24 protein-coding genes are annotated in these 24160 nt (G+C 71.4%); 9 read left to right on the top strand and 15 right to left on the bottom strand.

The features are described 5' to 3' along the window. Window positions 1–80: 80 nt before the first annotated feature. The gene (locus tag CF165_RS24895; RefSeq protein ID WP_093949981.1) at window positions 81–1853 is read left to right on the top strand and encodes a multicopper oxidase family protein; all 1773 of its coding nucleotides are present in this window, start codon (window positions 81–83) and stop codon (window positions 1851–1853) included. Between the two features lies 1 nt (window position 1854). On the opposite strand, the gene CF165_RS24900 is transcribed toward CF165_RS24895, so the two are convergent. The 5 genes from CF165_RS24900 to CF165_RS24920 are packed head-to-tail and all read right to left on the bottom strand — an operon-like array spanning window position 1855 to window position 5471. Next, window positions 1855–2922: a sulfate/molybdate ABC transporter ATP-binding protein gene (locus CF165_RS24900; protein WP_093949982.1), complete on the bottom strand. Its 1068-nt coding sequence runs from the start codon at window positions 2920–2922 to the stop codon at window positions 1855–1857. Next, window positions 2919–3686: an ABC transporter permease gene (locus tag CF165_RS24905; protein ID WP_093949983.1), complete on the bottom strand. Its 768-nt coding sequence runs from the start codon at window positions 3684–3686 to the stop codon at window positions 2919–2921. Before CF165_RS24905 ends, CF165_RS24900 begins: the two co-directional genes overlap by 4 nt. A gap of 58 nt (window positions 3687–3744) precedes the next feature. Then, window positions 3745–4557 carry a molybdate ABC transporter substrate-binding protein gene (gene modA / locus CF165_RS24910; protein WP_093949984.1) on the bottom strand — a complete coding sequence of 271 codons (813 nt, stop codon included), beginning with the start codon at window positions 4555–4557 and terminating at the stop codon, window positions 3745–3747. Continuing rightward, complete coding sequence (locus tag CF165_RS24915; RefSeq protein WP_093949985.1) at window positions 4554–4958, bottom strand: TOBE domain-containing protein; 405 nt, start codon at window positions 4956–4958, stop codon at window positions 4554–4556. Before CF165_RS24915 ends, modA begins: the two co-directional genes overlap by 4 nt. A gap of 33 nt (window positions 4959–4991) precedes the next feature. Further along, a complete protein-coding gene (locus tag CF165_RS24920; protein ID WP_093949986.1) occupies window positions 4992–5471 on the bottom strand; it encodes a MarR family winged helix-turn-helix transcriptional regulator in 480 nt (159 codons plus the stop codon). A 160-nt stretch (window positions 5472–5631) separates the two neighbouring features. Here CF165_RS24920 and moaA point away from each other — a divergent pair, with 160 nt between their 5' ends. From moaA to CF165_RS24935, 3 genes are all read left to right on the top strand, one after another. Further along, entirely contained in the window at window positions 5632–6639 is a 1008-nt protein-coding gene (gene moaA, locus CF165_RS24925; RefSeq protein ID WP_093949987.1) for a GTP 3',8-cyclase MoaA, read from the top strand. Between the two features lies 1 nt (window position 6640). Continuing rightward, window positions 6641–6901, top strand: a complete 261-nt coding sequence (locus CF165_RS24930; RefSeq protein WP_205660965.1) for a MoaD/ThiS family protein — start codon at window positions 6641–6643, stop codon at window positions 6899–6901. A gap of 952 nt (window positions 6902–7853) precedes the next feature. Beyond that, window positions 7854–8489: a LysM peptidoglycan-binding domain-containing protein gene (locus CF165_RS24935; protein ID WP_093949988.1), complete on the top strand. Its 636-nt coding sequence runs from the start codon at window positions 7854–7856 to the stop codon at window positions 8487–8489. A 210-nt stretch (window positions 8490–8699) separates the two neighbouring features. Here the strand turns inward: CF165_RS24935 and CF165_RS24940 are convergent, their stop codons facing one another. Beyond that, window positions 8700–9623: a molybdenum cofactor biosynthesis protein MoaE gene (locus CF165_RS24940; protein ID WP_093949989.1), complete on the bottom strand. Its 924-nt coding sequence runs from the start codon at window positions 9621–9623 to the stop codon at window positions 8700–8702. Beyond that, window positions 9620–10090 (bottom strand): cyclic pyranopterin monophosphate synthase MoaC, encoded by a 471-nt coding sequence (gene moaC / locus CF165_RS24945; RefSeq protein ID WP_086852742.1) that lies wholly within the window; start codon window positions 10088–10090, stop codon window positions 9620–9622. The genes CF165_RS24940 and moaC overlap by 4 nt, the downstream gene beginning before the upstream one ends. Window positions 10091–10170: 80 nt before the next feature. On the opposite strand from moaC, the gene CF165_RS24950 reads away from it, so the two are divergent. Both CF165_RS24950 and CF165_RS24955 read left to right on the top strand, forming a co-directional pair. Then, the gene (locus CF165_RS24950) at window positions 10171–10437 is read left to right on the top strand and encodes a type II toxin-antitoxin system Phd/YefM family antitoxin (RefSeq protein ID WP_093949990.1); all 267 of its coding nucleotides are present in this window, start codon (window positions 10171–10173) and stop codon (window positions 10435–10437) included. Continuing rightward, complete coding sequence (locus CF165_RS24955) at window positions 10425–10835, top strand: PIN domain-containing protein (protein WP_093949991.1); 411 nt, start codon at window positions 10425–10427, stop codon at window positions 10833–10835. Before CF165_RS24950 ends, CF165_RS24955 begins: the two co-directional genes overlap by 13 nt. A gap of 3 nt (window positions 10836–10838) precedes the next feature. Here the strand turns inward: CF165_RS24955 and CF165_RS24960 are convergent, their stop codons facing one another. Together CF165_RS24960 and CF165_RS24965 are read right to left on the bottom strand one after the other, a co-directional pair. Next, complete coding sequence (locus CF165_RS24960; protein WP_093949992.1) at window positions 10839–12227, bottom strand: NAD-dependent malic enzyme; 1389 nt, start codon at window positions 12225–12227, stop codon at window positions 10839–10841. 104 nt (window positions 12228–12331) lie between these two features. Continuing rightward, window positions 12332–12511 carry a hypothetical protein gene (locus tag CF165_RS24965; RefSeq protein ID WP_013230250.1) on the bottom strand — a complete coding sequence of 60 codons (180 nt, stop codon included), beginning with the start codon at window positions 12509–12511 and terminating at the stop codon, window positions 12332–12334. Between the two features lie 90 nt (window positions 12512–12601). On the opposite strand from CF165_RS24965, the gene CF165_RS24970 reads away from it, so the two are divergent. Next, entirely contained in the window at window positions 12602–14839 is a 2238-nt protein-coding gene (locus CF165_RS24970) for a helicase-associated domain-containing protein (protein ID WP_093949993.1), read from the top strand. 56 nt (window positions 14840–14895) lie between these two features. Next, complete coding sequence (locus CF165_RS24975) at window positions 14896–15483, top strand: hypothetical protein (RefSeq protein ID WP_240521773.1); 588 nt, start codon at window positions 14896–14898, stop codon at window positions 15481–15483. 9 nt (window positions 15484–15492) lie between these two features. On the opposite strand, the gene CF165_RS24980 is transcribed toward CF165_RS24975, so the two are convergent. The 6 genes from CF165_RS24980 to CF165_RS25005 form a co-directional block, all read right to left on the bottom strand. Further along, entirely contained in the window at window positions 15493–16458 is a 966-nt protein-coding gene (locus CF165_RS24980; RefSeq protein WP_093949995.1) for a DUF742 domain-containing protein, read from the bottom strand. A gap of 6 nt (window positions 16459–16464) precedes the next feature. After that, window positions 16465–16881 (bottom strand): roadblock/LC7 domain-containing protein, encoded by a 417-nt coding sequence (locus CF165_RS24985; protein WP_093949996.1) that lies wholly within the window; start codon window positions 16879–16881, stop codon window positions 16465–16467. A 403-nt stretch (window positions 16882–17284) separates the two neighbouring features. Further along, window positions 17285–17893 (bottom strand): GTP-binding protein, encoded by a 609-nt coding sequence (locus CF165_RS24990; protein ID WP_020641704.1) that lies wholly within the window; start codon window positions 17891–17893, stop codon window positions 17285–17287. Beyond that, window positions 17874–18656 (bottom strand): DUF742 domain-containing protein, encoded by a 783-nt coding sequence (locus CF165_RS24995; RefSeq protein WP_093949997.1) that lies wholly within the window; start codon window positions 18654–18656, stop codon window positions 17874–17876. Before CF165_RS24995 ends, CF165_RS24990 begins: the two co-directional genes overlap by 20 nt. A 25-nt stretch (window positions 18657–18681) precedes the next feature. After that, a complete protein-coding gene (locus CF165_RS25000; protein WP_020641706.1) occupies window positions 18682–19143 on the bottom strand; it encodes a roadblock/LC7 domain-containing protein in 462 nt (153 codons plus the stop codon). 20 nt (window positions 19144–19163) lie between these two features. Then, entirely contained in the window at window positions 19164–22313 is a 3150-nt protein-coding gene (locus CF165_RS25005) for a sensor histidine kinase (protein WP_093949998.1), read from the bottom strand. 711 nt (window positions 22314–23024) lie between these two features. Here CF165_RS25005 and CF165_RS25010 point away from each other — a divergent pair. Continuing rightward, window positions 23025–24032 carry an ABC transporter substrate-binding protein gene (locus tag CF165_RS25010; RefSeq protein ID WP_167441564.1) on the top strand — a complete coding sequence of 336 codons (1008 nt, stop codon included), beginning with the start codon at window positions 23025–23027 and terminating at the stop codon, window positions 24030–24032. Window positions 24033–24160 lie beyond the last annotated feature (128 nt).

Genomic DNA, 24160 nt, shown 5'->3' on the forward strand with positions numbered 1-24160 from the left:
CGGGGGAATACTTTTCGACGTCGACGGTGCGTCCGTCGCCGCGCAATTCTTCCTGCCCCCGCACCGAAGGGGGAAATCACATGACGGAAATCATCGAGCGCCCGGCGGCCACCACGCCCGCCGCCGAGCCGAACTGGGGACTCACCAAGTTCCTCGACCCGCTGCCGGTTCCACCGGTGTTGCGGCCGCACAACCGGGAAACGATCACCATTCCGATGGTCGCCACCCGGCAGAAGCTGCACTCGCAATTGCCCGAAAGTACTTTGTGGACGTACGCGGGACATTTCCCGGGTCCGACGATCGAAGTGCGCAGCGGCAGACAGGTGCGGATTTCGTGGTCGAACGAAATCGACGGCAAGATTCCGCTCGTCGCGGTTCAGGGGCCGGTCGCCACCGCGCCGGCCAGCCGTCCGGGCCGCGAGCTCGACCGGGACGGTTACTCGATCATCGAGGGCGTCACCGACCTGCCGTCGTGGACGGTCGTCCACCTCCACGGCGCGCGCACCAACGCGGGCAACGACGGCTGGGCGCACAACGCGGGTCTCAAGGGCACGTCCCAGCTGGCGGAGTACCAGAACCGCCAGCAGGCGATGCCGCTCTGGTACCACGACCACGCGATGGCGATCACGCGCTTCAACGTCCACACGGGCCTGGCCGGGATGTACCTGATCCGCGACGACGAGGAGGACGCGCTCGGCCTGCCGCACGGCGACCACGAGATCCCGCTGATCATCACCGACCGCAACCTGGACACCGACCCGGCGACCGGCGCGCTCACCGGGCAACTGCTGTTCAAGGTCCCGTACGTGCCGCCGAACGGGCCGCTGATCCCGTTCTCGGGGCCGTTCAACCTGGTCAACGGCGTGATCTGGCCGCACCTCGACGTCGACGCGCGGTGGTACCGCTTCCGGCTGCTCAACGCGGCCAACTCACGGTTCTACACGCTGAACCTGGTCGACGAGAACAACGTGGCGCACAACGAGGCCGTCCGCCTGATCGGCACCGACGGCGGCCTGCTGCCCGCGCCTGCCGAGCTGCCCGCGGGCGGGCTGACCGTCGCCCCGGCCGAGCGGTTCGACGTCCTGATCGACTTCAGCCGCTTCAAGGGGCAGAAGCTCAAGCTGCGCAACGCCGACCCGGCGCTGGGCACGATCGAACCGGACCTGATGGAGTTCCGGGTGGACGGCCGGGCGAAGCGCGACCCGTTCCAGCTGCCGGAGAAGGTCTCGACGTCGTACCAGCGGCTCGTGCACGGTTCGACGCTGCCGGACGACCACGACCACGTCTGGATCGCGTTGCTGCTCAACGCCGACGGCCATCCCGAGATGTGGGACCTCCAGGAGGTCGACGCGGACCCGGGCGGCAAGGGGGTCATCGAGCTGCAGGACCCGAACGGCGGGCTGCGGACGTTCCGGATGAACGGCCGGGTCTTCGACGACACCACGGGGATCTTCATCGACCACGACCGGTGGGCGGTGTGGAACCTGGTGCACCTCGCGGGCCGCCCGCCGGCGCACCCGATCCACATCCACCTGACGGAGTTCCAGGCGCTGTTCCGGCGGAGCTTCACGACGACGTTCGACCCGGCCGCGGAGCGGACGACGACGGCGATCAAGGGCTTCACCGACGTCCCGCTGGAGAAGTACGAGGAGGGCTGGAAGGACACGATCATCGTGAACCCCGGCCAGTGGGTGAGCGTCGCCGGGCGGTTCGGGGGTGGCACCGGCGAGTTCATGTTCCACTGCCACATCCTCGACCACGAGGACGAGGGCATGATGCGGCCGTTCGTCGTGCACCCGCCCGAGGTGGCGAAGTTCCACGTCCACCCGGGCGGCCACCACCACGACGGGTGAGTCAGGAGGCCGCGGCCGGGTGGATCACCACGGTCGCGGCCTTCACCGACAGCGTCACCGCCGAGCCGGGCTCGAGGGCGAGCTCGGCGACGGCGGCCGGGGTGAGGTCGGCGGTGAGGCCGTGGGCCCAGCCGTCGCCCTCGGCCCGGACGCGGATCACCGGCCCGTGCGGCTCCAGGGCCGCGACGACGGCGTCGGTGGTGTTGCGGGGGCTGCCGCGGTGGCCGCCGTCGTGGGGGTAGACGGCGACGGCGTTCGGCGGGAACACCGCCACGGCGGGCTCGCCCCGCACGACGTCGACCGCCGGAATACCCGCCACCACTGAGCCGGACGCCGTCCGCAGCCCCTCGGCGACCGCGACGCCGGCGACGAGGTTGAGCCCGGCGATCCGCGCGGTGAACGCCGTCCGCGGTGCGGAAAGCACCTCGCGGGTCGGGCCGCGTTCGACGACGCGGCCGTCGTTCATCACCGCGACGTGGTCGGCGAGGGCGAGCGCGTCCAGCGGGTCGTGCGTGACGAGCACGGTCGTCGGCCCGGTCTTGAGCACCCGCCGCAGGAGGCCGCGGATCGCGGGCGCGGCGTCGACGTCGAGGGCGGCGAACGGCTCGTCGAGCAGCAGCAGGTCCGGTTCGGCGGCCAGGGCCCTGGCGATCGCGACGCGCTGGGCCTGCCCGCCGGACAACTGCCCCGGCCGCCGGTCGGCCAGCGAGACGGCGTCGACTTCGGCCAGCCAGTAGAAGGCCCGCTCCCGCGCGGCGTGGCGGCCGGCGCCCGTCGAGCGCGGCGAGAACGCGACGTTGTCCACCGCGGACAGGTGCGGGAAGAGCAGCGCGTCCTGGGACAGCAGCCCGATCCCGCGCCGGTGCGGCGGCACGCCGTCCAGTGCGCGCCCGGCCACCGTGATCTCCGCCGACACCGGCGTGACCAGCCCCGCGAGGCAGCCCAGGACCGTCGACTTGCCGGAACCGTTCGGGCCGAGGAGCGCCAGCACGCTCCCGGTGGGCACGTCGAGGTCCACTTCGAGGTGGAACGAGCCGCGGACGGCGTCGATCCGGGCGGCGAGGCTCACCGGAGGCCGCCTTCCCACGAGCGCGGCCGCGCGACGGCGATCACGACGATCGCCACGACGATCAGCAGCAGCGCGAGCGCCACCGCGCTGTCGACATCCACCTGGGCCTGCGTGTAGACCTCGAGCGGCAGGGTGCGGGTGACGTCTTCGAGGCTGCCCGCGAAGGTGATCGTGGCGCCGAACTCGCCGAGCGCGCGGGCGAAGCTGAGCACGACGCCGGAGCCGAGCGCGGGCAACAGCAGCGGCAGCGTGACCCGGCGGAAGACGGTCCACGGGCGCGCGCCGAGCGTCGCGGCGACCTGCTCGTAGCGGTCGCCGGAGTTCCGGAGCGCGCCTTCGAGGCTGACCACGAGGAACGGCATCGCGACGAACGACTGCGCGATCACCACCGCCGTCGTCGTGAACGGCACGGACTCCCCGGTCAGGGTCGTGATGAGGATGCCGAGGAAACCCTTGCGGCCGAGCAGGTAGAGCAGCGCGAGGCCGCCGACCACCGGCGGCAGCACCAGGGGCAGCAGCACGATCGACCGCAGCAGCCGGACCCCGCGGAACCGGGCCCGCGCGAGCACGACGGCCAGCGGCACGCCGAGCAGCACGCAGACCAGAGTGGACAGTGCCGCCGTGATCAGCGACAACCGCAGCGCGTGCCACGACGACGGCGTGACGATCAGCGACGGCAGCCGCGTGAGGTCGGTGCGGACCAGCAGGCCGACGACGGGCAGCACGACCAGCGCCAGCGCGAGCGCCGCGGGGACGGCGAGCACCCACGGAACGCGCGAGTGGCCGGCCGGGGCAGCGCCCGGCCGGCCACTCGGGGAACGCCTACTGCGCAGAACCGAACCCGGCCTTCGTCAGCTCGTTCTTGCCCTCGGTCCCGAGGACGAACTGTTCGAACTGGTGCGCCAGGTCGGCCTGGCCGCCCTTGACCGCGGCGATCGGGTAGCTGTTGAGCGCCTGGGCCGCCTCGGGGAAGTCGACCTTGTCGACCTTGCCCGCGGCCGAGGTGGTGTCGGTGACGTAGACCAGGCCCGCGTCGGCGTCGCCGGTGGCGACCTTGTTCAGCACCTGCTTGACGTCCTGCTCCTCGCTCTTCGGCTTGAGCGTGACGCCGGTGGCCGTCTCGACCTTCTTCGCCGCCGCGCCGCACGGCACCTGCGGGGCGCAGGTGATCACGGTCAGCCCGGCCTTGTTGAGGTCGGCGAAGGACTTGATGCCCTTGGGATTGCCCGGCGCGACGGCGATGGCGAGCTTGTTGGTGGCGAACACGGTCGCCTGGCCGTCGATCACGCCGTCCTGGACGGCCTTGTCCATGGTGGCCTGGTCGGCCGAGGCGAAGACGTCCGCCTTCGCGCCGTTGGTCAGCTGCTGGACCAGGCCGGACGAGCCCGCGAAGCTGAACTTCACGGTGACACCGGAGTGCTGGGCCTCGAACTCCTTGCCGAGGGCGGTGAACGACTCGGTGAGCGACGCGGCGGCGAACACGGTCAGCGTGCCACCGCCGCCGGCGTTCCCGGCCCCCTTGGGCGCGGGTGCGGTGACCGACGCGCCGCCGGTCTGCGTGCTGGGCTCGTCCGAGCTGCTGCACGCGCCCGCGAACAGGGCGACGGCCGCGACGGCGAGAGCGAGCTTCTTCATCGACTTCCTTCCGGTGTTTCCACCACGACAGTGGTCGCTTTGACCACCGCGACCGCGAGCACCCCCGGGCGCAGCCCCAGCTCGCGGACGGCTTCCGTACTCATCAGGGACACCACGCGGTGCGCCCCGCACTGCAGTTCCACCTGGGCCATCACCTTGTCGGCGATGACCTCGGTGACCAGCCCCACGAACCTATTGCGGGCCGAGCGGCCGACCGTCGAGGGGTCGTCGGGGCCCGAGGCCTGGGCCCGGGCGAACCCGGCCAGCTGGGCGCCGTCGACGACCTTGCGGCCGGCGGCGTCGTCGGTGGCGGTCAGCTGGCCGGCGCGCACCCAGCGGCGCACGGTGTCGTCACTGACCCCGAGCAGGCGCGCGGCCTCGGACAACCGAAATTGCGGCATGCCGCAGACATTATCTCCGCAGTTGAGGAAAAGCTACGCGGGGCGCGAATTGTGCATGACTTCGGCGCGCAGCTGTTCGAGGATGACATTCTGATAACGCTCGATCGCTTTTCGCTCGGCCGGGGAGAACTGCGCCAGCGTCTCACGCAGGGCGTCGAACGCCGACTCGAAGAGCGGCCTGAAGCGGTCCTCGACTCCGGGCACGACCTCGACGAGGACCTTGCGGCGGTCCTCGGGGTCGCGGACGCGGCGGACCAGCCCGACCTTCTCCAGCCGGTCGATGACGCCGGTGACCGCGCCGGTCGACAGGCCCGTCAGCTCGGCGATCCGGCCGGCGGTGAGCGGGCCACCGGCCTGGATGACCAGGTCGAACGTCTTGTGGTCAGTGCCGGACAGGCCCATCCGCTCGGCGATCCTGGCGTGCCGCAGGACGGTGAAGGTGCTGCCCGCGCGACCCAATTCCGCGAAGCGGAAGAGTTCGTCGTCCGTGACCGGGTAAGTCTTTTCCGTCACAAGTCCTTCTCCCGGGGCGTTGGTTCGCCCACTGAGCAGCTCACTCCGCAAAGTATCCTAGCGATCAGCTCACTTCGCGCGTTCCGGAGCTAGGCTGGATGCAATGACAGCAGTGGATCTCGGGTTTCCTCGCGTCCCCGGTACACGAGGGTCGTCTCGCGTGCCCCGGCCCGAGAACCCGCACCTCATCGACACCTTCGGCCGGGTGGCCACCGATCTCCGGGTTTCCCTGACGGATCGGTGCAATCTCCGGTGCACCTACTGCATGCCCGCGGAAGGCCTCGACTGGATGCCGGGCGAGCAGGTGCTGACCGACGACGAGCTCGTCCGGCTGATGCGGATCGCCGTCGAGATGCTCGGCGTCACCGACATCCGGCTCACCGGCGGGGAACCCCTGCTGCGGCCCGGGCTCGAGGACCTCGTCGCGCGGATCACGGCGTTGTCGCCGCGGCCCCGGCTCTCCATGACCACCAACGGGATCGGTCTCGCCAAGCGCGCGGCCGGGCTCGCGGCCGCGGGGCTGAACCGGATCAACGTCTCGCTCGACACCGTCGACCCCGCGACGTTCCTGGAGATCACCCGCCGCGACCGGCTCTCGCACGTCGTGGCCGGGCTGGCCGCGGCGCGGGACGCCGGGATGGCGCCGGTCAAGGTCAACGCCGTGCTGATCCGCGGGCTCAACGAGACCGAAGCCGTGCCGCTGCTGAAGTTCTGCCTCGCCGAGGGCTACCACCTGCGGTTCATCGAGCAGATGCCGCTGGACGCCCAGCACGGCTGGAACCGCGGCGAGATGATCACCGCGGCCGAGATCCTGGAGATGCTGGGTGCTTCGTTCACGCTGACGCCGTTCCCGGCCGCGCGGGGCGGCGCGCCCGCCGAGCGCTGGCTGGTCGACGGCGGCCCCGGCGACGTCGGCGTGATCGCGTCGGTGACCCGGCCGTTCTGCTCGGCGTGCGAGCGGACGCGGCTGACCGCGGACGGCGCCGTGCGCTCCTGCCTGTTCAGCAACGACGAGACGGACCTGCGCTCCCTCGCGCGCGCGGGCGCGCGCGACGAAGAGATTGCCGACGCCTGGCGGGCGACGATGTGGGGCAAGCTCGCGGGCCACGAGATCAACGACGCCGGGTTCGCGCAGCCGATCCGGCCGATGAGCGCGATCGGCGGTTGAGATGGCGACCCTGACCATCGTGGTGCGGTACTTCGCCGCGGCCCGTGCCGCGGCGGGCGCGGACGAGGAAAAGGTCCAGCTGCCGTCGGGCGCGTCGGTCGCCGACGCGGTCGGCGAGCTGCGCCGCCTGCACCCTTCTTCTTTGCCGCGGGTCCTGGACGCGGCGAGCTACCTGCTCGACGGCATCGCGGTCCGCGACCTGACCCGCCCCCTGAAGGACGGCGCCGAACTCGACGTCCTCCCGCCGTTCGCCGGCGGCTGACCCCCAGCCCGCCGCGATCAGCAGGTCGGCTCCCGTGATCAAGGAGCCGACACCCGTGATTGAAGGGTCGACACGGTGCCGGGAGCGCCGCGGCCACGTGTCGACCCTCTGATCACGCGTGTCGACCTGCTGATCACGCGTGTCGACCCTCCCGGTGCGCGAGCCGTCCGTCTGGGGACGTGAGTTCGGCTTCTCTGTATTCCGGCGACCACTCGGGTACGGCAGCCGACCGCTCGGCGACGCCGTTTCGCGCCTCCGGCGTGGCGCACCGGCCGACCCGGCTGTTCGCGGCAAGCTGAGCCGGCCGGTCGCGACGCCATCCGGTGACCTGTTCACCTGGTCCGTCGCGGTGCGTCGGCCGGACCGGCCGAGACGGCTGATCAGGATGACTCCGGCGTGACGTCAAACCCCACGAAGAGGTGGGACTGGTGTGACTCCTGAGGTACATGAGGCGGCATTGTCAAGTCTGGCGCGTGGCCGCCAGTGGTCATAAGATGCGCGCTTCCACCGCGAAGGGCATTGGCGCGAATGGCCCATTCGCTGCCCGAACCACGTGACACAAGCCTCACGATCCGTGTTTTATCTCGGGTAGGAAACGGCCAGATAACGGCCCGCTGACCTGCGAAGACAGGCCAATCGACAGGCGTTGCGTGTCGTTACTGTGACGTAGGTCACGCCCCGAATAATTTCCGATCACGGCCATCGTTACGTACCGTCGCTTTTCGGTTGGCCCCGACCAACCACGCAACACCGGGAATCCGTAGCGCCTAGCCCTGTCCGACGGAATCCCGGACCCATACCCCGAGCGAAAGCATTTCCGGACAGGGACGAGGGGACGACGAAGACGCGCCGTGCGTCGGACTCGTCTGCCGGCCTGAGATGGCCGGCGCCAGGACCCCGATCCTGACCCTCACACCGGTTCGTAGGCGCTGGGAAACCGAGAAACGACCAAATGTCTTACCGAGGCAAGCACCGCAAGATGTCCGCTGCCACCCGCACCGTCGCTCGCGTCGCCATCGCGGGCATCGCGGTCGGCGCTCCCCTCGCGATCGCCGCGACCCCCGCGTCGGCGACCAACTGGGACGCCATCGCGCAGTGCGAAAGCAGCGGCAACTGGAACACCAACACCGGCAACGGCTACTACGGCGGCCTGCAGTTCACGCAGAGCACCTGGAAGGCCTACGGCGGCACCGGCAGCGCGGCGAACGCTTCCCGCGACGAGCAGATCGCCGTGGCCGAGCGCGTCCTGCAGGGCCAGGGCATCGGCGCCTGGCCGGTCTGTGGCAAGAAGGGTGGCGGCGGCTCGTCGGCCCCCAAGGCCACGGGCAAGTCCACCGTCAAGAAGGTGACCCCGAAGAAGAGCACGACCGCCCCCAAGCAGGCGGCGGCTCCGGCGGCCCCGGTGGCGACCGGCGTGAACAGCTCCAACCCGGCCGGTGACTACACCGTCGTGGCGGGCGACACGCTGTCCAAGATCGCCAAGCAGTTCAACGTCCAGGGCGGCTACCAGAAGCTGCAGGACCTGAACGCGAAGTACATCCCGAACAAGGACCTGATCCTCGTCGGGCAGAAGATCGCCACCAAGTGACGATCGCGCAGTGATGCGTGAGTCCGGCCTCGAGCCGTGACGCCACCAAGCCCTCCACCGCCAATCCCCCGGGCGGTGGAGGGCTTGGTGTGTTTGTGACCCCCATCGACCCCGTTTGCGTGCCCCCTGACGTGTCCGAGGCGCCATCCGGGCCCTGGAGACGTCCTGACGTCTCCAGGCGCCACACGGGCGTTTCAAGGCCGTCCCGCGTCAGGGCGAGTTGACCCACTCGTCCGTGCCGTCGGTGAAGTGCTGGTGCTTCCAGACCGGCAGCCGCGCCTTCACCTCGTCGACCAGCTCGGAACACGCCGAAAACGCCTGGCCGCGGTGCTCCGCCGCCACGGCGCAGGCCAACGCGACGTCGCCGATCGTCAGGGCACCCAGGCGGTGGCTCACGGCGACCGCGCGGACGCCGCTCCACCGGGCCGACAGGTCCGCGACCACGTCCGCGATCACCTGGTCCGCGCTCGGGTGGCCCTCGTAGGTCAGGTCGCGCACACCCTTGCCACCGTCGTGGTCGCGGACCACCCCGGCGAACGTCACCACCGCGCCCGCCGCGTCGTCCTCGACCAGGCGGGCGTGCTCCTCGACCGACAGCACGTCCTCGGTCACCAGCGCCCGCGCCACGCGCACCGCGGGCGCTGGTGACCCAGCCGGCCGCGGGTGGTCGCCACCGGCCAGCTGGTCGACCGCGTGGTCCAGGACGCCGTCGAGCACGCCCAGGCCGTCCTTCACGCCGCCGCTGGAGCCCGGGAGGTTCACGACCAGGGTCCGCCCCGCCACCCCGGCGACACCGCGCGACAGCACCGCGGTCGGCACCTTCGGCAGCCCGGCCGCGCGGATCGCGTCCGCGACACCCGGCAGCTCGTGGTCCAGCAGCGCCCGGGTGACGTCCGGGGTGCGGTCGGTCGGCGAGATGCCGGTGCCGCCGGTGGTGAGGACCACGGCGACGCCGTCGGCCAGCGCGGCCCGCAAGGCGGCACCCACCGGGTCGCCGTCCTCGACGACGACCGGGGCGGGCACGTCGTACCCGCGGTCCGCCAGCCAGGCCACGATCACCGGGCCGGTCTTGTCCTCGTAGACGCCCTTCGCGGCGCGGTTGGACGCCACGATGACACGCGCGGTGCGCTTCACGGCCGCTCCCAGGTTCCGGTCTTGCCGCCGTCCTTGCGGAGCAGGCGGACCTCGTCCAGCGTCGCCGCCGGGTCGACGGCCTTGATCATGTCGTGCAGCGTCAGCCCGGCGACGGCCACCGCGGTCAGCGCCTCCATCTCGACGCCGGTGACGTCGGTGGTCTTCGCCGTCGCGCGGATGCCGACCTCGGCCTCGCCGAGCGTGAACTCGACCTTGACCCCGGACAGCGCGATCTGGTGGCACAGCGGGATCAGCTCGGGCACCCGCTTGGCGCCCATGATCCCGGCGATCCGGGCGGTGGCCAGCGCGTCGCCCTTCGGGAGGCCGTCGGTGGCCAGCAGCCGCAGCACCTCGGCGGTGGTCCGCACGGTCCCGGCCGCGAGGGCGGTGCGCGCGGTGGCGGTCTTGCCGGAGACGTCGACCATCCGGGCGGCGCCGGTTTCGTCGACGTGGCTGAGTTCACTCACACGCCGAGGCTACTTCCGCACCGGCGGACGACGCCGCCCGCCGTGGGCTTCGGAACCACGGAATCTGATAATCTGATCCGATGCTGGAACTGACCGCATCGGAAGCCTCCCGGTCGTTCTCCGCGGTGCTCGACGAAGCGGAGAGGGGCGAGACGATCGTCGTGACCCGCAACGGCAAGCGGGTTGCCCTGATCGTGCCCGCGCCGCGCGCGAACGGCACCGAGGTGTGCGCGGTGTTCCACCGCTGGGCCGGGAAGCTCGACGTCGACGACCGGTTCGAGGAGACCGTCGCCAAGGTCCGCGAGACCGCGTCCGCCGAGCTGGACGGCGACCCGTGGCGCGACTGATCCTCGACACCGGGATTCTCATCGACGCCGCGCGGCAGCGGCTGCCCGAGGGAGCGATCGGCGACGGGGACGACGTCGCCGTGCCGGCCCTGGCGATCACCGAGTACCAGGTGGGCCTGCTGCTCGACCCGAACCCGGCCCGCCGGGCGGCGCACGGCGCGTTCCTGGCCGAGTTACTGGCCGTCACCCCGGTTGTCGACTACTCGGCGAGTGTCGTCGAACACCACGCCGAGCTTCTGGCACACCTGCAGCGGACCGGGCAGGCCCGCGGCGCACACGACTTGATCATCGCGGCCACCGCCCGGGCCACCGGCCGGACGCTGGTGACCACGGACGGCCGCGCCCGCTTCGAGGACCTGCCCGACGTCGAAGTCAGGCTGCTGGAACGGGTCCGCTGAGGCTCAGCGCTCCGCGCGCACAGCCTTCCGGACCGCTTCGGCGACCGCCGGCGCCACCGCCGTGTCGAACACGCTCGGCACGATGAACGACGCGTTGAGCTGGCCGTTGTCGACGACGTCGGCGATCGCGTCGGCCGCGGCGAGCAGCATGGTGTCGTCGATGTTGTGCGCGTGCGCGTCCAGCAGGCCGCGGAAGACGCCCGGGAACGCCAGGACGTTGTTGATCTGGTTGGGGAAGTCGCTGCGGCCGGTCGCGACGACGGCGGCGTGCTTCTGCGCCTCCAGCGGGTCGATCTCCGGGTCCGGGTTGGCGAGCGCGAAGACCACCGCGTCCTTGTTCATCGTGGCGACCTGCTCGGCGCCGAACAGGTTGGGCGCCGAGACGCCGATGAACACGTCGGCGCCGTTGAGCGCCTCGTGCAGGGTGCCGCTGACCTGCTGCTTATTGGTGTGCGACGCGATCCAGGTCAGGTTGTCGTCCAGGTTGCCGCGCGCGGAGTGGACGACGCCGTCGATGTCCGCGGCGACGATGTCGGCCGGGTTCTTCTGCAGCAGCAGGCGGATGATCGCCGAACCGGCCGCGCCGACGCCGCTGACCACGATCTTGCAGTCCTCGATGCTCTTCCCGACCACGCGCAGGGCGTTGCGCAGCGCGGCCACGACCACGATCGCGGTGCCGTGCTGGTCGTCGTGGAACACCGGGATGTCCAGCTGCTCGCGCAGCCGCTTCTCGATCTCGAAGCAGCGCGGCGCGGCGATGTCCTCGAGGTTGATGCCCGCGTACACCGGGGCCAGCGCCTTCGCGATCATGATGATCTCTTCGGTGTCCTGGGTGTCCAGGCAGACCGGCCAGGCATCGACGTCGGCGAACTTCTTGAACAGCGCCGCCTTGCCCTCCATCACCGGCAGCGCGGCGGCCGGGCCGATGTTGCCGAGACCGAGCACCGCGGAGCCGTCCGTGAGGACGGCGACCGTGTTGCGCTTGATGGTCAGCCGGCGCGCGTCCTCGGGGTTGGCGGCGATCGCCTGGCAGACGCGGGCGACGCCCGGGGTGTAGGCGCGGGAGAGGTCGTCACGGTTGCGGAGCGCGACCTTGGGCGTGACCTCGATCTTGCCGCCGAGGTGGATCAGGAACGTCCGGTCGGAGACCTTGCGGACCTTGACGCCGGGCAGCGAGTCCAGCGTCTGCGTGATGTCGTTCGCGTGGTTCTCCGACAGCGCGTTGGCGCTGATGTCGACCACGATCGAGTCGGGGTGGGACTCGACGACGTCGAATGCGGTCAGGACGCCGCCGACGCGCCCGACGGCGGTGGTGAGGTCACCGGCCGCGCTGGACGAAGCCGGGGCCTCCACCCGGACGGTGATCGAATATCCGGGACCGGGAACCGGCATGGCACTACCCCCGCATGGGAAAGGTGGGCTGGGACGGGAGCGAACCTACTCCCGTGACCGCCCTCACGAGGGGCCGATACCCGTACTGACCAGTAACGACGTCCTCAGCGGTTGATCTCGGTCTCCGGGTGCACGTACGGCACCGTGTCGAGGGGGAAGGTGACGTCTCCGAACGGCGACAGCGCGCCCTGGCGGTCGGCCGCGAGCTCGGTCACGGGGTGCTCGCCGTCCTCGCCCGGCCAGGTCGGGTCGATGCCCTTGTGCTTTTTCTCACCCTTGGCCACAACGTCCTCCACAGCCGTTCTCGGTTCTCGCCAGCACAGTCTGCCTCAGCCCCGGCGGCCCGGCGCAACCGCCCGGTATCCTGGTCTTCTATGCCCGCGACCTCTTTGGCGGACTGGCTGCGAGCGGAGTCCGACGCCGCGCTCACAGAGCTGCTCCGCACGCGGCGCGACCTGTCCACGCCCCCGCCCTCCGACAGCACGGTGCTGGCCACCCGGGCCGGCACGCCGGGCTCGGTCGCGCGCGCCTGCGAGGACCTCGACAGCTTCACCCTGGCCGTGCTCGAAGCGTGCCTGCTGGCCGGCGCGGACCGCGATCCGGTGCCGGTCGAAGACGTCGCGAAGCTGGTCGGAACCGACGTCGCCGCGCCGCTGGCCCGGCTGCGCGCGCGAGCGCTGGTCTGGGGCTCGGACGACGCGCTGCGCGTGCCCCCCGCGGCCAGGGAGGCACTCGGGCCGTTCCCGGCCGGGCTGGGTGCGTCGTCGCCTTCGCTCGCCGGCGAGGACCTCGAAGCACGGCTGGCCGAGCTGTCCGACGACGAGCGCGGCGTGCTGAACGCCCTCGCCGCCGGGCCGCCGATCGGCCGCACCCGCGATGCCGGTCTCGACCTCTCGCTCGAGAAGGCCGGGACGCCGGTGCAGAAGCTGCTGGCCCGCGGGCTGCTGCTGCGCCGCGACGACCAGACCGTCGAGCTGCCGCGCGAGCTCGGCATCGCGGTGCGCGGCGGGGTGTTCGCCCCGGGCTCCCTCACCGAACCCGAGCTGCCGGTCCACCGGCACCAGCCATCCACTGTGGACGAGGCGGCGGCCGGCGAGGCGATGGAGTTCCTGCGCCGCACCGAAGCCCTCCTGCGCGCCTGGTCGGCCGCGCCGCCGCCGGTGCTCAAGTCGGGCGGGCTCGGCGTGCGGGAGCTGAAGAAGCTCGCCAAGGACCTGGAGATCGACGAGACGCAGGCGATGCTGCTGGCCGAGCTGGTCGTCGGCGCCGGGCTCGTCGCCGACAGCGAAGCGACCGTGCCCGAGTGGGTGCCGACGACGCTGACCGACTCGTGGCTCGCGTCGCCGACCGCGCAGCGGTGGATGACGCTCGCCCAGGCGTGGCTGGAGCTGCCGCGGCTGCCGGGGCTGGCCGGGGGGCGCGACGCCAAGGACAAGCCGATCGCACCGCTGTCGGAGGACCTGCGCCGCCCGCTGGCGCCGGTGACGCGGCGCCGCGTCCTCGCCACCCTGGCCGGCCTCCCCGCGGGCGCCGGCGTGAAGAGCGTCGACGAGCTCGTCGCGGTGCTGGCCTGGCGCGCGCCGAGGCGGGGCGGGCGGCTGCGGGACGAGACCGTCCGCTGGACGATGGCCGAGGCGTCGGCGCTGGGGCTGGTCGGGCTCGGCGGCGTCACGACGGCGACGCGGGCGCTGCTCGCCGACGACCGGCCGGGCGCGGTCGAGGCCATCCTCGACGCACTGCCCGCGCCGGTGGACCGCGTCCTGCTGCAGGCCGACCTGACGGTCGTCGCGCCGGGCCCGCTGGAGCCGGAGCTGGCGGTGGAGATGGCCGCGGTCGCCGACGTCGAGTCGGCCGGGCACGCGACGGTCTACCGGATCACCGAGGGCTCGGTGCGGCGTGCGCTGGACACCGGGCGCACGGCCGACGAGCTGCACGCGCTCTTCAAGGCGAAGTCGGCGACGCCGGTGCCGCAGGGGCTGAGCTACCTCGTCGACGACGTCGCCCGGCGGCACGGGCGGCTGCGCGGCGGGGTCGCGGCGTCGTTCCTGCGCTGCGACGACGAGGCGCTGCTGGCCGAGGTGCTGGCCCACCCGGTCGCCGCGGAGCACGCCCTGCGGCTGATCGCCCCGACCGTCGTGATCAGCCCGGACCCGCTGCACGAGGTCCTGACCGGGCTGCGCGCCGCCGGCTTCGCCCCCGCCGCGGAAGGCCCGGACGGCCGGGTCGTCGACATCCGGCCCGGCGGCCGCCGGCTGCCGGCGAAGGCGCGGGCAGCCCGCCGCAGCCCGGGTGAGCAGGCGGTGCTGACCGAGGACCAGGCGGTCCGGATCGTCTCGAACCTGCGCGCGGGCGACGCGGCATCGGCCCGGCGCCGCGGCTCGGCGGTCCGGGCGCCGGTCGGCGGGGGCGCGGACACGTCGGCCACGCTCGAGCTGCTGTCACGGGCGACCCTCGAACGCCGCGAGGTGTGGATCGGCTTCGTCGACTCCCGCGGCACCGCCAGCCAGCGCGTGATCCGGCCGGTGCGCGTCGGCGGCGGCGTCCTCGAAGGCGAGAACAACGAGCGCTACTCCCTGCACCGCATCACGTCGGCGGCCATCGTCGAAGACTGACTACTGAATCCGGTGAATCGCCGCCGAACCGCCCGGGCAGGTGGTAAGCCTGGTGCATGAAGTGGGGAACGCGCGTGACGGCACTGGCGGCGGCAACGGCGCTGACCGGGATCGGGTTCGCCGGCGCGGCTGACGCGGCCGGGCCGCCGGTCTACTCGAAGTACGCCGTCAGCGGGACCACGCACATCGCGAAGCCGGACGCCGACCTCGAGCTCGGGCCGGGGCAGTTCGACATGTACACGCTCGTCGGGCCGTACACGTTCTACGGGACGGTCACGCTGCCGCCGGTGGAGGTCACCCGGTCGGTCCCGGGCCTCGGCAAGGTCAGCGGGACCATCACGCTCGGCCCGGGTCACGCGGACGGCTCGGTCTTCGGCGGCTTCTCCGGCTCGGCTACCTGGCCGGTCAAGCTCTCCGACGTCCGGGTCAACGGCGCGCCGTACGACGTCGGCGAGGCGTGCGGCACGGCCGAGCCGATCACGACCGAACTGGCGTCGGACGACTTCGTCGCGGGCAAGGGCGGCCGCCTGACCTCGACCTACGCGCTCGGCGCCTTCACGGACTGCGGCTCGGCGACGCCGGTGATCAACGCCGTGATCTCCGGCCCGGACAACACTCTCACCCTGGACCTCACCGCCGCCTGAGCGCTCCGGCTAGAGGGCGCGCAGGCCGGCCAGGACGCGTTCCATGAACTCGCGGGACGACCGGTCCCCGAGGACCAGCTCGGTCTGGTGGATCAGGACGAGCCCGATGTCCGCCATGTCGCCGACCAGTACCTTCACCACGCCGAGGGGCAGCTGCAGGTGCGCGGCGATCTCGGCGACCGAGCGCGTGTCCAGGCACAGGTCGCAGATCCGGCGGTGTTCGACCGAGCGGACCCCGCGGTAGCGGCGCCCGTCGTCGGACGTCGAGACCAGGGCCTCCAGCGCCAGGTTGTGGTCGGACCGCGTGCGGCCACCCGTCCGGGTGTACGGGCGGACCCGTGACCCCGGCGAAGCGACGGGAGCCACGCGGGCCGGTTCGTTCCAGGCCGGTTCCTCCCACGGCTCCGGGTGGGGGATCCAGCGCGTCCCCGGGTCCGGTGGCGGTGTCCAGTCGGCCGGCGGCCCCCACGAAGGCGCCTGGGGCTGGGGTCCCGTCAGCGGCGCCTGAGGGTGGGGCCCGGTCAGCGGTGCCTGAGGCTGTGGTCCGGTCAGCGGCGCCTGGGGCCGTGGTCCGGTCAGTGGCGGACGAGGCGCGGGCGGCCGGGGCGCGGGCGGGCGCGGGGCCAGTGGCCGGGGCGCCACGGGCCGCGGCGGCGCGGGTGGGCGGGCACCCCGCGGCGGGGTCCACGCCGGCTCCAGCGGCGGCGGCTCCGGCTCGTACCGCTCCTCGTCCTGCCACTCCGGCTCGACGGGGTCGTAGCCGTCGTCCTCGGCGTCGGAACCCCACTCCCGGGTGTCCTCGTCGGTGTAGCCCTGCGCATCCGGCTTCGGCCGCGACGGCTTGCGCTTGGGCATGATCATCGACAGCGTCGACATGTCGAACTTGCTGGGCGAATCGAAACTCTCGCGCTCGGTGCCGCGGTGCAGTGCGTCCCAGCCGCTGGAGTCCGGATCGTCGAATCCCGAAATCCTCATCTCGCCCTACCCACGCACGCCGCCCTGCAGCTGCGCGCGCAGCTCGGGCGTCAGTTGCTGCCCCACCCGCTCGACGAGCAGGGTCATCTCGTAGGCGACCGTGCCGATGTCGCACGTCGGCGCGGCCAGCACCGCCAGCGACGAGCCGTCCGAAACGGACATCAGGAACAGGTAGCCGCGCTCCATCTCCACCACGGTCTGGTTGACCCCGCCCGCCTCGAAGCAGCGCGCGGCCCCCGCCGTCAGGCTGATCAGCCCGGACGCGACCGCGGACAGCTGCTCGGCGCGTTCCTGGGGCAGCCCTTCCGACGGCGCCAGGAGCAACCCGTCCGCGGACACCAGAACGGCGTGCGCGGCGCCGGGTACCCGGCGCACGAAGTCCGTGATGAGCCAGCCGAACGTACCCTGGCCGGAAGCCGTCACTCCTGCTCCTCCTTGCTCGTGCGGCGCCGCGCGCCGCACCCCGGAGCGTCCGGCACGGCCGGCAGGCGACGCCACGGTAAAGCGTATGCGCGCCGCCGGCGGTGTCGAGTCCACCACCGAACGGCCGCTGCGCACCCTACGTGTGCACCACGGCCCGTTCCGCGCCGGGCCAGGCCGCTCCGCCCGTCCGGGGGTCACTCCCCGGCGTCGGCACCGCCCCGGGCCGGCGAGGTTTCCGCGCAGGTCAGCCGGGTTGCCGGTGGCCAGGGTCGACGGCGCCACCTTCGACGTTACCGAACCGCCGCGGCGGCCTCCTCCTCCGGACGGCGGCAGCACTCCCCGAAGTGGGTGAAGCACGCGGAGTTCACTCCAACGGCCGCATCCGGTCCGGGGAGACATACCCTCAGCCCGCGCGCAGGGCCGTATCGTGCGCGATCGCGTGCTGGACGACCGAGATCAGCACCTGCTTGGCGGATTCGCGCTCGCGCGCGTCGCACGCCATGATCGGGACCGACGGCGCGATGGTGAGCGCGTGCCGGACGTCCTCGATCTGGTGGTGCAGCAGCCGGTCGAAGCAGTTGATGGCCACGACGTAGGGCAGCTTCCGGTTCTCGAAGAAGTCGATCGAGGGGAACGCGTCGGCGAGCCGCCGCGTGTCCACCAGCACGACCGCGCCGATGGCGCCGACCGCGAGGTCGTCCCACATGAACCAGAACCGGTGCTGGCCCGGGGTACCGAACACGTACAGCACCAGGTCCGAGTCCAGCGAGATGCGCCCGAAGTCCATCGCCACGGTGGTGGTGGTCTTGTTGGGCGTGGCCGAGGTGTCGTCGTGCCCGACGCTCGCCTCGGTCATCATGGCCTCGGTGGTCAGCGGGTCGATCTCGGAGATCGCCCCGACCATGGTTGTCTTCCCCGAACCGAACCCGCCGGCGACCACGATCTTGGCCGACGAGGTCGGACCCGTCACCTGCGGCGCGTTCGCGTCGGAGTCAAATTCTCCGAAGCCCACTGAGCACCCTTTCCATGAACTCGATACTCGGGCGGTCGCCCACGGTCGTGCTGCTGGAGTGCACCAGCACCAGCCCGAGGCCCGCCACGTCACCAATCAACACGCGCACCACGCCGAGCGGCAGGCGCAGCAGCGCCGCCACCTCGGCCACCGACCGGGTGTCGAGGCACAGGTCGCAGATCGACCGGTGCTCGGGCACCCGGACCCGGTCGAGCATCCGGCCCTGTTCGCTGGTCGAGATCAGCGCTTCGATGGCCAGGTCGAGGGTCGCCTTCGTCCGCCCGCGGGTCCGGAAGTACGGCCGGACCAGGCCGGACGTCTCCATCTCGGTCGGCGGCGGCGCGTCCACGTACTCCTGGTGGGCCTGCTGCGGCAAGGCCGCCGCGAACTCACCGGAGTCCGGTCCCGACGAGAAGTCGCGCTCGGTGCTGTACGCGGCGAACTCGTGCGCGTCGTACAGCGGCCCGCTCGTGCCGCCGAACAGCTCCGAGCCCGGCCCGCCGAGCAGGCGGTCACGGTACTCGGTGCCGCCGGCCTGGATCGGCCGGAGCGGTTCCTGCCCGGCGTTGCTGTCGGTCAGCCAGTTCGGTGGTTCCCGTACGGGGTCGCTGTCGGAGGCCTGCACCCGTCGTGCCCGCCACTCACGGTCGACGCGGTCCCGGAACGACTGCCAGTCCTCCCGGCCGTCGTCCGGTTGATCGGACCACCCGCCGGAGAAGTCGTCACCGAGCCGGCCACCACCCCTCACGCGCCCGTCGTCCACGGCTCTCTCCTCGGTTCCCACGTCCTCAGCGGCGGACAGCCGAACCCTGCAGTTGCGCCCGCATCTCCGGGGTCAGCTGCTGCCCGACCCGCTCCACCAGCAGGGTCATCTCGTAGACGACCAGGCCGATGTCACTCTCCGGCGATCCCAGGACCGCCAGGCAGGAACCGTCGGATACCGACATGAGGAAGAGGAAGCCGTTGGCCATCTCGACCACGGTCTGCGCCACCGTGCCGCCTTCGAACACCTTGGCCGCGCCGCGCGCGAGGCTGGTCAGCCCCGACGCCACCGCGGCCAGCTGGTCCGCCCGGTCCTTCGGCAAGCCACGCGAGGCCGCCAGGAGCAGGCCGTCGGCCGACACCACGACCGCGTGGGCCGCGCCGGGCACCCGGTGCACGAAATCCGTGATCAGCCAAGCGAAGCTGCCGGAATTGTTCGCCTTGGCATGCGCTTGGCCGTTCGGCTGCGCGGAGCCACCCGGCTGCATTGCACCCGCCCGTGTCACTTTCACTCCTCACTGCTGTCTGTGGTGTTGCCACGTCCCGGAACTCCGCTGCCTTCCAGCCTCTCCTCGGCGGGGAGTTCCTTCAACGCGTGCCGCCCCGAGGTGTAGCCACGTTGGAAGCTTGCCATCCGGCTCCGCGCCGCGGACGCCGAGCGGGTGATCGCACCCGTTCCGGGCATGCCCGCTCCTGCATCCGCGAAGTTGTTCTGGGCCGGTGCCTCGGGCGTCGAACTCGGGCTGTTGATCGATCCCGGCACCAGGTAGGCGTTCGGGATGCGCTTGGGCAGCCCGGCCGTGGTGATCTCCTCGTTCTTGGACTCCAGCAGCGACTGCGCCGCTTGCCAGCCGTCGTCGGAGGCACTGTGCCAGCCGTCGTCGGCGGGGAGGAGCGGGTGCCGGGTCGCCGCGGTCGGCTGCAGCTCGTCCGGAGCCGGAGCCGGAGCGGACACGGCGGGCGTGTCCGGCACGTTCGGCTCTTCGAAGCCGGTGAGCGGCGGCAGGTTCGGGTCTTCACCCGAGCTCTGCGGCGGCACCGGGTCGGCAGCCGAGTCGTCGCCCTCACTGAACCAGCGTGACAGCACCGACTGGTAGATGGGCAGCCGCCGGGTGGGTACATCGTCTTCGAGGGCCGCCGAGCCGACCTCCGCCGCGGGCGGCGGTGGCGGTGGGGGCGGTTCCTCGGGCGGCACGAACTTCGGCTCGCGCTTGGGCAGCACCAGCGGCGCGAACTGCGTGTCGTTCGCCCGCGAGCTGGCGCCGTCGCCGTTCGACGAAGGTGCCAGCGGCGCGAGGTCCTCGGCGGTCGGCCAGGCGGGCGTCTCCGGCTTCGGCAGGTCCGGCGACAGGAACGGGCCTGCCGCGCGGCCACCGCTGACCAGGTCGTCCAGGCTGATCGGCTGGTCGAGCGGGACCAGCCCGCCCTGGTTCGGGACCGGCTCGTGCGACGGCGGAGCCGGGGGCGGCGGAGGCGGTGGGGTCTGCGCGAACGTCTGCGTCTGGTCGAAGTCCGTGCGCGCCGCCGGGATCGGGATGCTCGGCATCGACATCGACGTCTCGGAGCGGTTCGCCGGGGGCGGGCTCTGCCGCTGCATGCCCGGGCGGAGCTGGGTCAGCAGCTCGGCCGGGACGACGACGCGGGCGATCACGCCACCTTCGATGTCCTCGTTCTCGCGCAGCCGGACCTCGATGCCGTGGCGCTTGGCCAGCCGCGAGACCACGTACAGACCCATCCGGCGGGTCACCGACACGTCCAGGTCCGGCGGGTCGGCCAGCCGCGCGTTGACCTCGGCCAGCCGGTCCTCGCTCATGCCGACACCGTGGTCGGTGACCTGGATGGCCAGCGCCTTCCGGCGGGTCACCACCGCGCGGACGATGACCTTCGTCTCCGGCTCGGAGAAGTAGGTCGCGTTGTCGAGCAGCTCGGCGAGGACGTGCACGAGGTCGTGGATCGCCAGGCCCTGGACCGCGACGTCGGGCACGATGCCGACCTCGATCCGGGCGTACTGCTCGATCTCCGACACCGCGGCGCCGATGACGTCGGCGGCGGGCACCGGCTTGGGCACCGACTTGGCCAGGCCGGCGCCGGAGAGCACCAGCAGGGACTCACCGTTGCGCCGCAGCCGCGTCGCGAGGTGGTCGAGCTCGAACAGGCTGGCCAAGTGGTCCGGGTCCTGCTCGTCGGCCTCGAGCCGGTCGATGACGCCGAGCTGGCGTTCCACCAGCCGCTGCGACCGCCGGGAGAGGTTCACGAAGATGCCGTTGACGTTCTCGCGCAGGAGGGCCTGCTCGGCGGCCATCTTGACGGCCTGTTCGTGGACGATGTCGAACGACCGCGCCACCTCGCCGATCTCGTCGCGGGAGGTGACGGGCACCGGCTGGACGGCCTTCTTCGAGGCGCCGACCGGGTCCGGGTCGTCAAGGATCGCCTGCACGGTTTCCGGCAGCCGGGTGTAGGCGACGTCCAGCGCGCTCTTCCGCAGCACCCGCAGCGGGCGCAGCATCAGGCGGGCGACGACGAGCATCAGCGCGATCGCGGCGGCCAGCGCGGCGAGCACGACGGCACCGCCGACCCAGGCCGAGTTGACCGCCGCCGTGGCGAGGTCGTCGGCGCGGGTCTTGAGCTGGGCGAGCAGGTTCGACTCGACCGCGTGCAGCTTGTCGGCCGACACCGTGCTGTCCTTGCCGAGCGCGGTGGTGTCGATGACCGGCGCCGTGCCCAGCTGGGCGTTGGCGAACGCCGCGGTCTGGATCCGGCGGCGGTCGTCGACCTCCGGGCCGGAGTAGGTGTCGTTGTAGAGCTGGCGCTGGTCGTCGTCGGCGTTCGCGAGGAAGGACGCGACCGAGGCGTCCGCGCTGGACGCCGACGCGCGCGTCTGGTCCAGCAGGTCGCCGGGGAAGTTGCCGCGGTAGGCGGCGATCTGCAGCTCGGTGTCGGAGCGGGTGGTGAACTCCTTGGCCTCGCTGATCGCCTGCGTGCTCGTGCCGAGGCGCAGCACGTCGCGGTCGGTCACCGCGGTGGTGACCTCGCGGCCGAGCTCGATGAGCGAGTCGAGGATGCCCGAGTAGGCGGTCAGCACCGTGATGTCGGGCAGGCTGTTCTGGGTGTTGAACGCCGCCCGCAGCGGGCGCAGGGCGTCGAGGCGCTGGAGACCGCGGGTGTAGCGGTCGTGGGTCGCCTGGTCGTCGTAGTTGAGCGTGCCCGCCGCGCCGCGCAGGTCGGCGACTTCGCGGTCGACCTTGGCGATCTGCGAGTCGAGCCCGGTCTGCAGCAGCTGGTTGCTCGAGGAGATCCGCGCGACGGCCAGCGAGCGCTCGTTCTGCAGCTCGTGCACCACCGTGGTGACCTTGACCGCGAACGCGACCTGGTCGGCGGTGCGCTGGAACTCGGCCGCCTGCTGGGCGTCGTCGACGACGCGCAGCGCACCCAGCACCGCCGCGGTCAGCGTCGGGATGATCAGGACCGCGGCCAGCTTGGTCCGCAGCCGCCAGTCGCGCATGCCGGAGAACAGCCCGGTCTTCCGGCCCGGATCCGCTCCGGGCGACTGCGCAGGGGCCCCTCCTACCCCCGCGGCGTCTTCGTTCGGCACCGCCGCACCACCATCATCGTTCGTGCTCGTGAAACCCTGATCGGTCCAGCGCCCGCCAGGGCGCATCGCGTTCTCCTCAGCCACTCGTCTGCACGCTCCCGGCGGTCCGGCACCCCGGCCGATCGGAGGGAGTCCAGCGCAAGACGCTACCCGTACGGGTTAATAGATCGTCTTCGACGGGTGTTTCTGAACCCCGTCCAACGGGACGGAATCGGTTCAGCTCGAGCATCACGGTCGGGTCCCTGCGCTGGTCTCGCATCGGTCTGTTGTTCGGCCTAGCCCACCGGTGCGGCGGCTGAGCCCGGCCAGGCAGTGGCCACTGCGGGGAAGATTCTCTCAGGAAAAGCACAGCGTGCCCTGGTAAACCGGGGATCGACTTGATCGGCCATCCAGGCACTCTCTCTCACTACATCGGAGGTTGATACCTCCCCGCAGGTGCAGAGGGTAGCGAACGGCCGGGGAAGATGTAACCCTCCCGACAGGACGCGCTGAATGTTGCACAGCGTTCGCTCAGCTGGCGCACAGCCGCTCGTCTCGGATTCGGAATGTGGCCCCTACGCTGGGTGAACTGCTACGGCGAGTGGAGCAGTGGGTCTAGACCAGAGGCCGAAAGAGTGACATGCGCCACCCCGTCAGGTAGTGATTCCACCCATTGTGAGCAAGCTGTCACGTTCTCTACAGTGGCCCGCGTGCCTCGCGAATGAGTCACGCACTTCCGTCGGAATCGGTTCGCCAACCGTCACTTTCTTCAAGGAGCAGGCCTTGCTTGGAAACGCCATGAGCAGTGGCCGGGTTCGCACTCGCCGCGCCGCGCTCGGGCTCGCCCTCACCGTCGCAGCCGTCACAGCCGTCAGTGGCTGCAGCGCGCTCGGCTCGGACAGCTCGAACGCCTCGTCGAACGGGGGCGGCCTGGAGAAGTCGAAGATCAAGGTCTCGATCATGCCGACCACGGACCTCGCGCCGTTCTGGCTGGCCCAGGACAACGGCTACTTCAAGGCCGAGGGGCTCGAGGTCGAGCAGGTCGTCGCCAAGAGCGGCCAGGAGTCGATGCAGAAGGCGATTTCCGGCGAGGTGGACATCGCCCTCTCGACCTACACGCCGTTCTTCGTCGCCAAGAGCAAGGGCGTCGCGGACATCCAGCTCGTCGCCGACGGCACGTCGGTCAACGCCAAGAGCAACGCGATCGTCACGGTGCCGACCTCGCCGGTGAAGACCGTCGGCGACCTGGCGGGCAGGCGGATCGCGATCACCGCGCTGAACACCGCGTCGGACATCCTCACCAAGTCCGTCATGAAGGACCACAACGTCGACTACAGCAAGGTCACCTGGGTGCCGGTCCAGCTGCCGAACATGGCGGCGGCGTTGAAGGACAACCAGGTGGACGCGGCCTACATGCCGGAGCCGCAGCTGTCCCAGGCGGCGAAGGTCGTCGGGGCCACCCCGGTCATCGACATCAACACCGGTGCCACCCAGGACTTCCCCCTGACCGGCTACGGCTCGACGACGAAGTGGGTGCAGGGCAACCCGAAGACGCTCGCCGCCTTCCAGCGCGCGATGAAGAAGGCCACCAGCGAAGCGCTCGCCGACCGCTCGAAGGTCGAGCCGCTGCTGGTGAAGTACGCGAAGATCGACGAAGACACCGCCAAGCTGCTGACGCTGCCCGGTTACGGCTCCGTCCTGGACGCCCGGCGCCTCCAGCGCGTCCCGGACCTGCTGCTGCAGATGGGCGTCATCACCAGCAAGGTCGACGCCGCGCCGATGATCGCGCCGCAGGCGACCAGCTGAGAACCTTATTCAGCCGTCGGCCGGCGCGAGAGTCACCGCAGGCGTGCGCCACGCGGTCCGTGGCGCCGGCCTAACCAGAACAAGGTTCTGAAGTGACAAAACTGCTCCGCGGCCTGGCCGGCCTGGTC

Origin of the sequence: Amycolatopsis vastitatis (genome assembly GCF_002234595.1) — a bacterium.
In the GTDB taxonomy this organism is placed as follows: Bacteria; Actinomycetota; Actinomycetes; order Mycobacteriales; family Pseudonocardiaceae; genus Amycolatopsis; species Amycolatopsis vastitatis.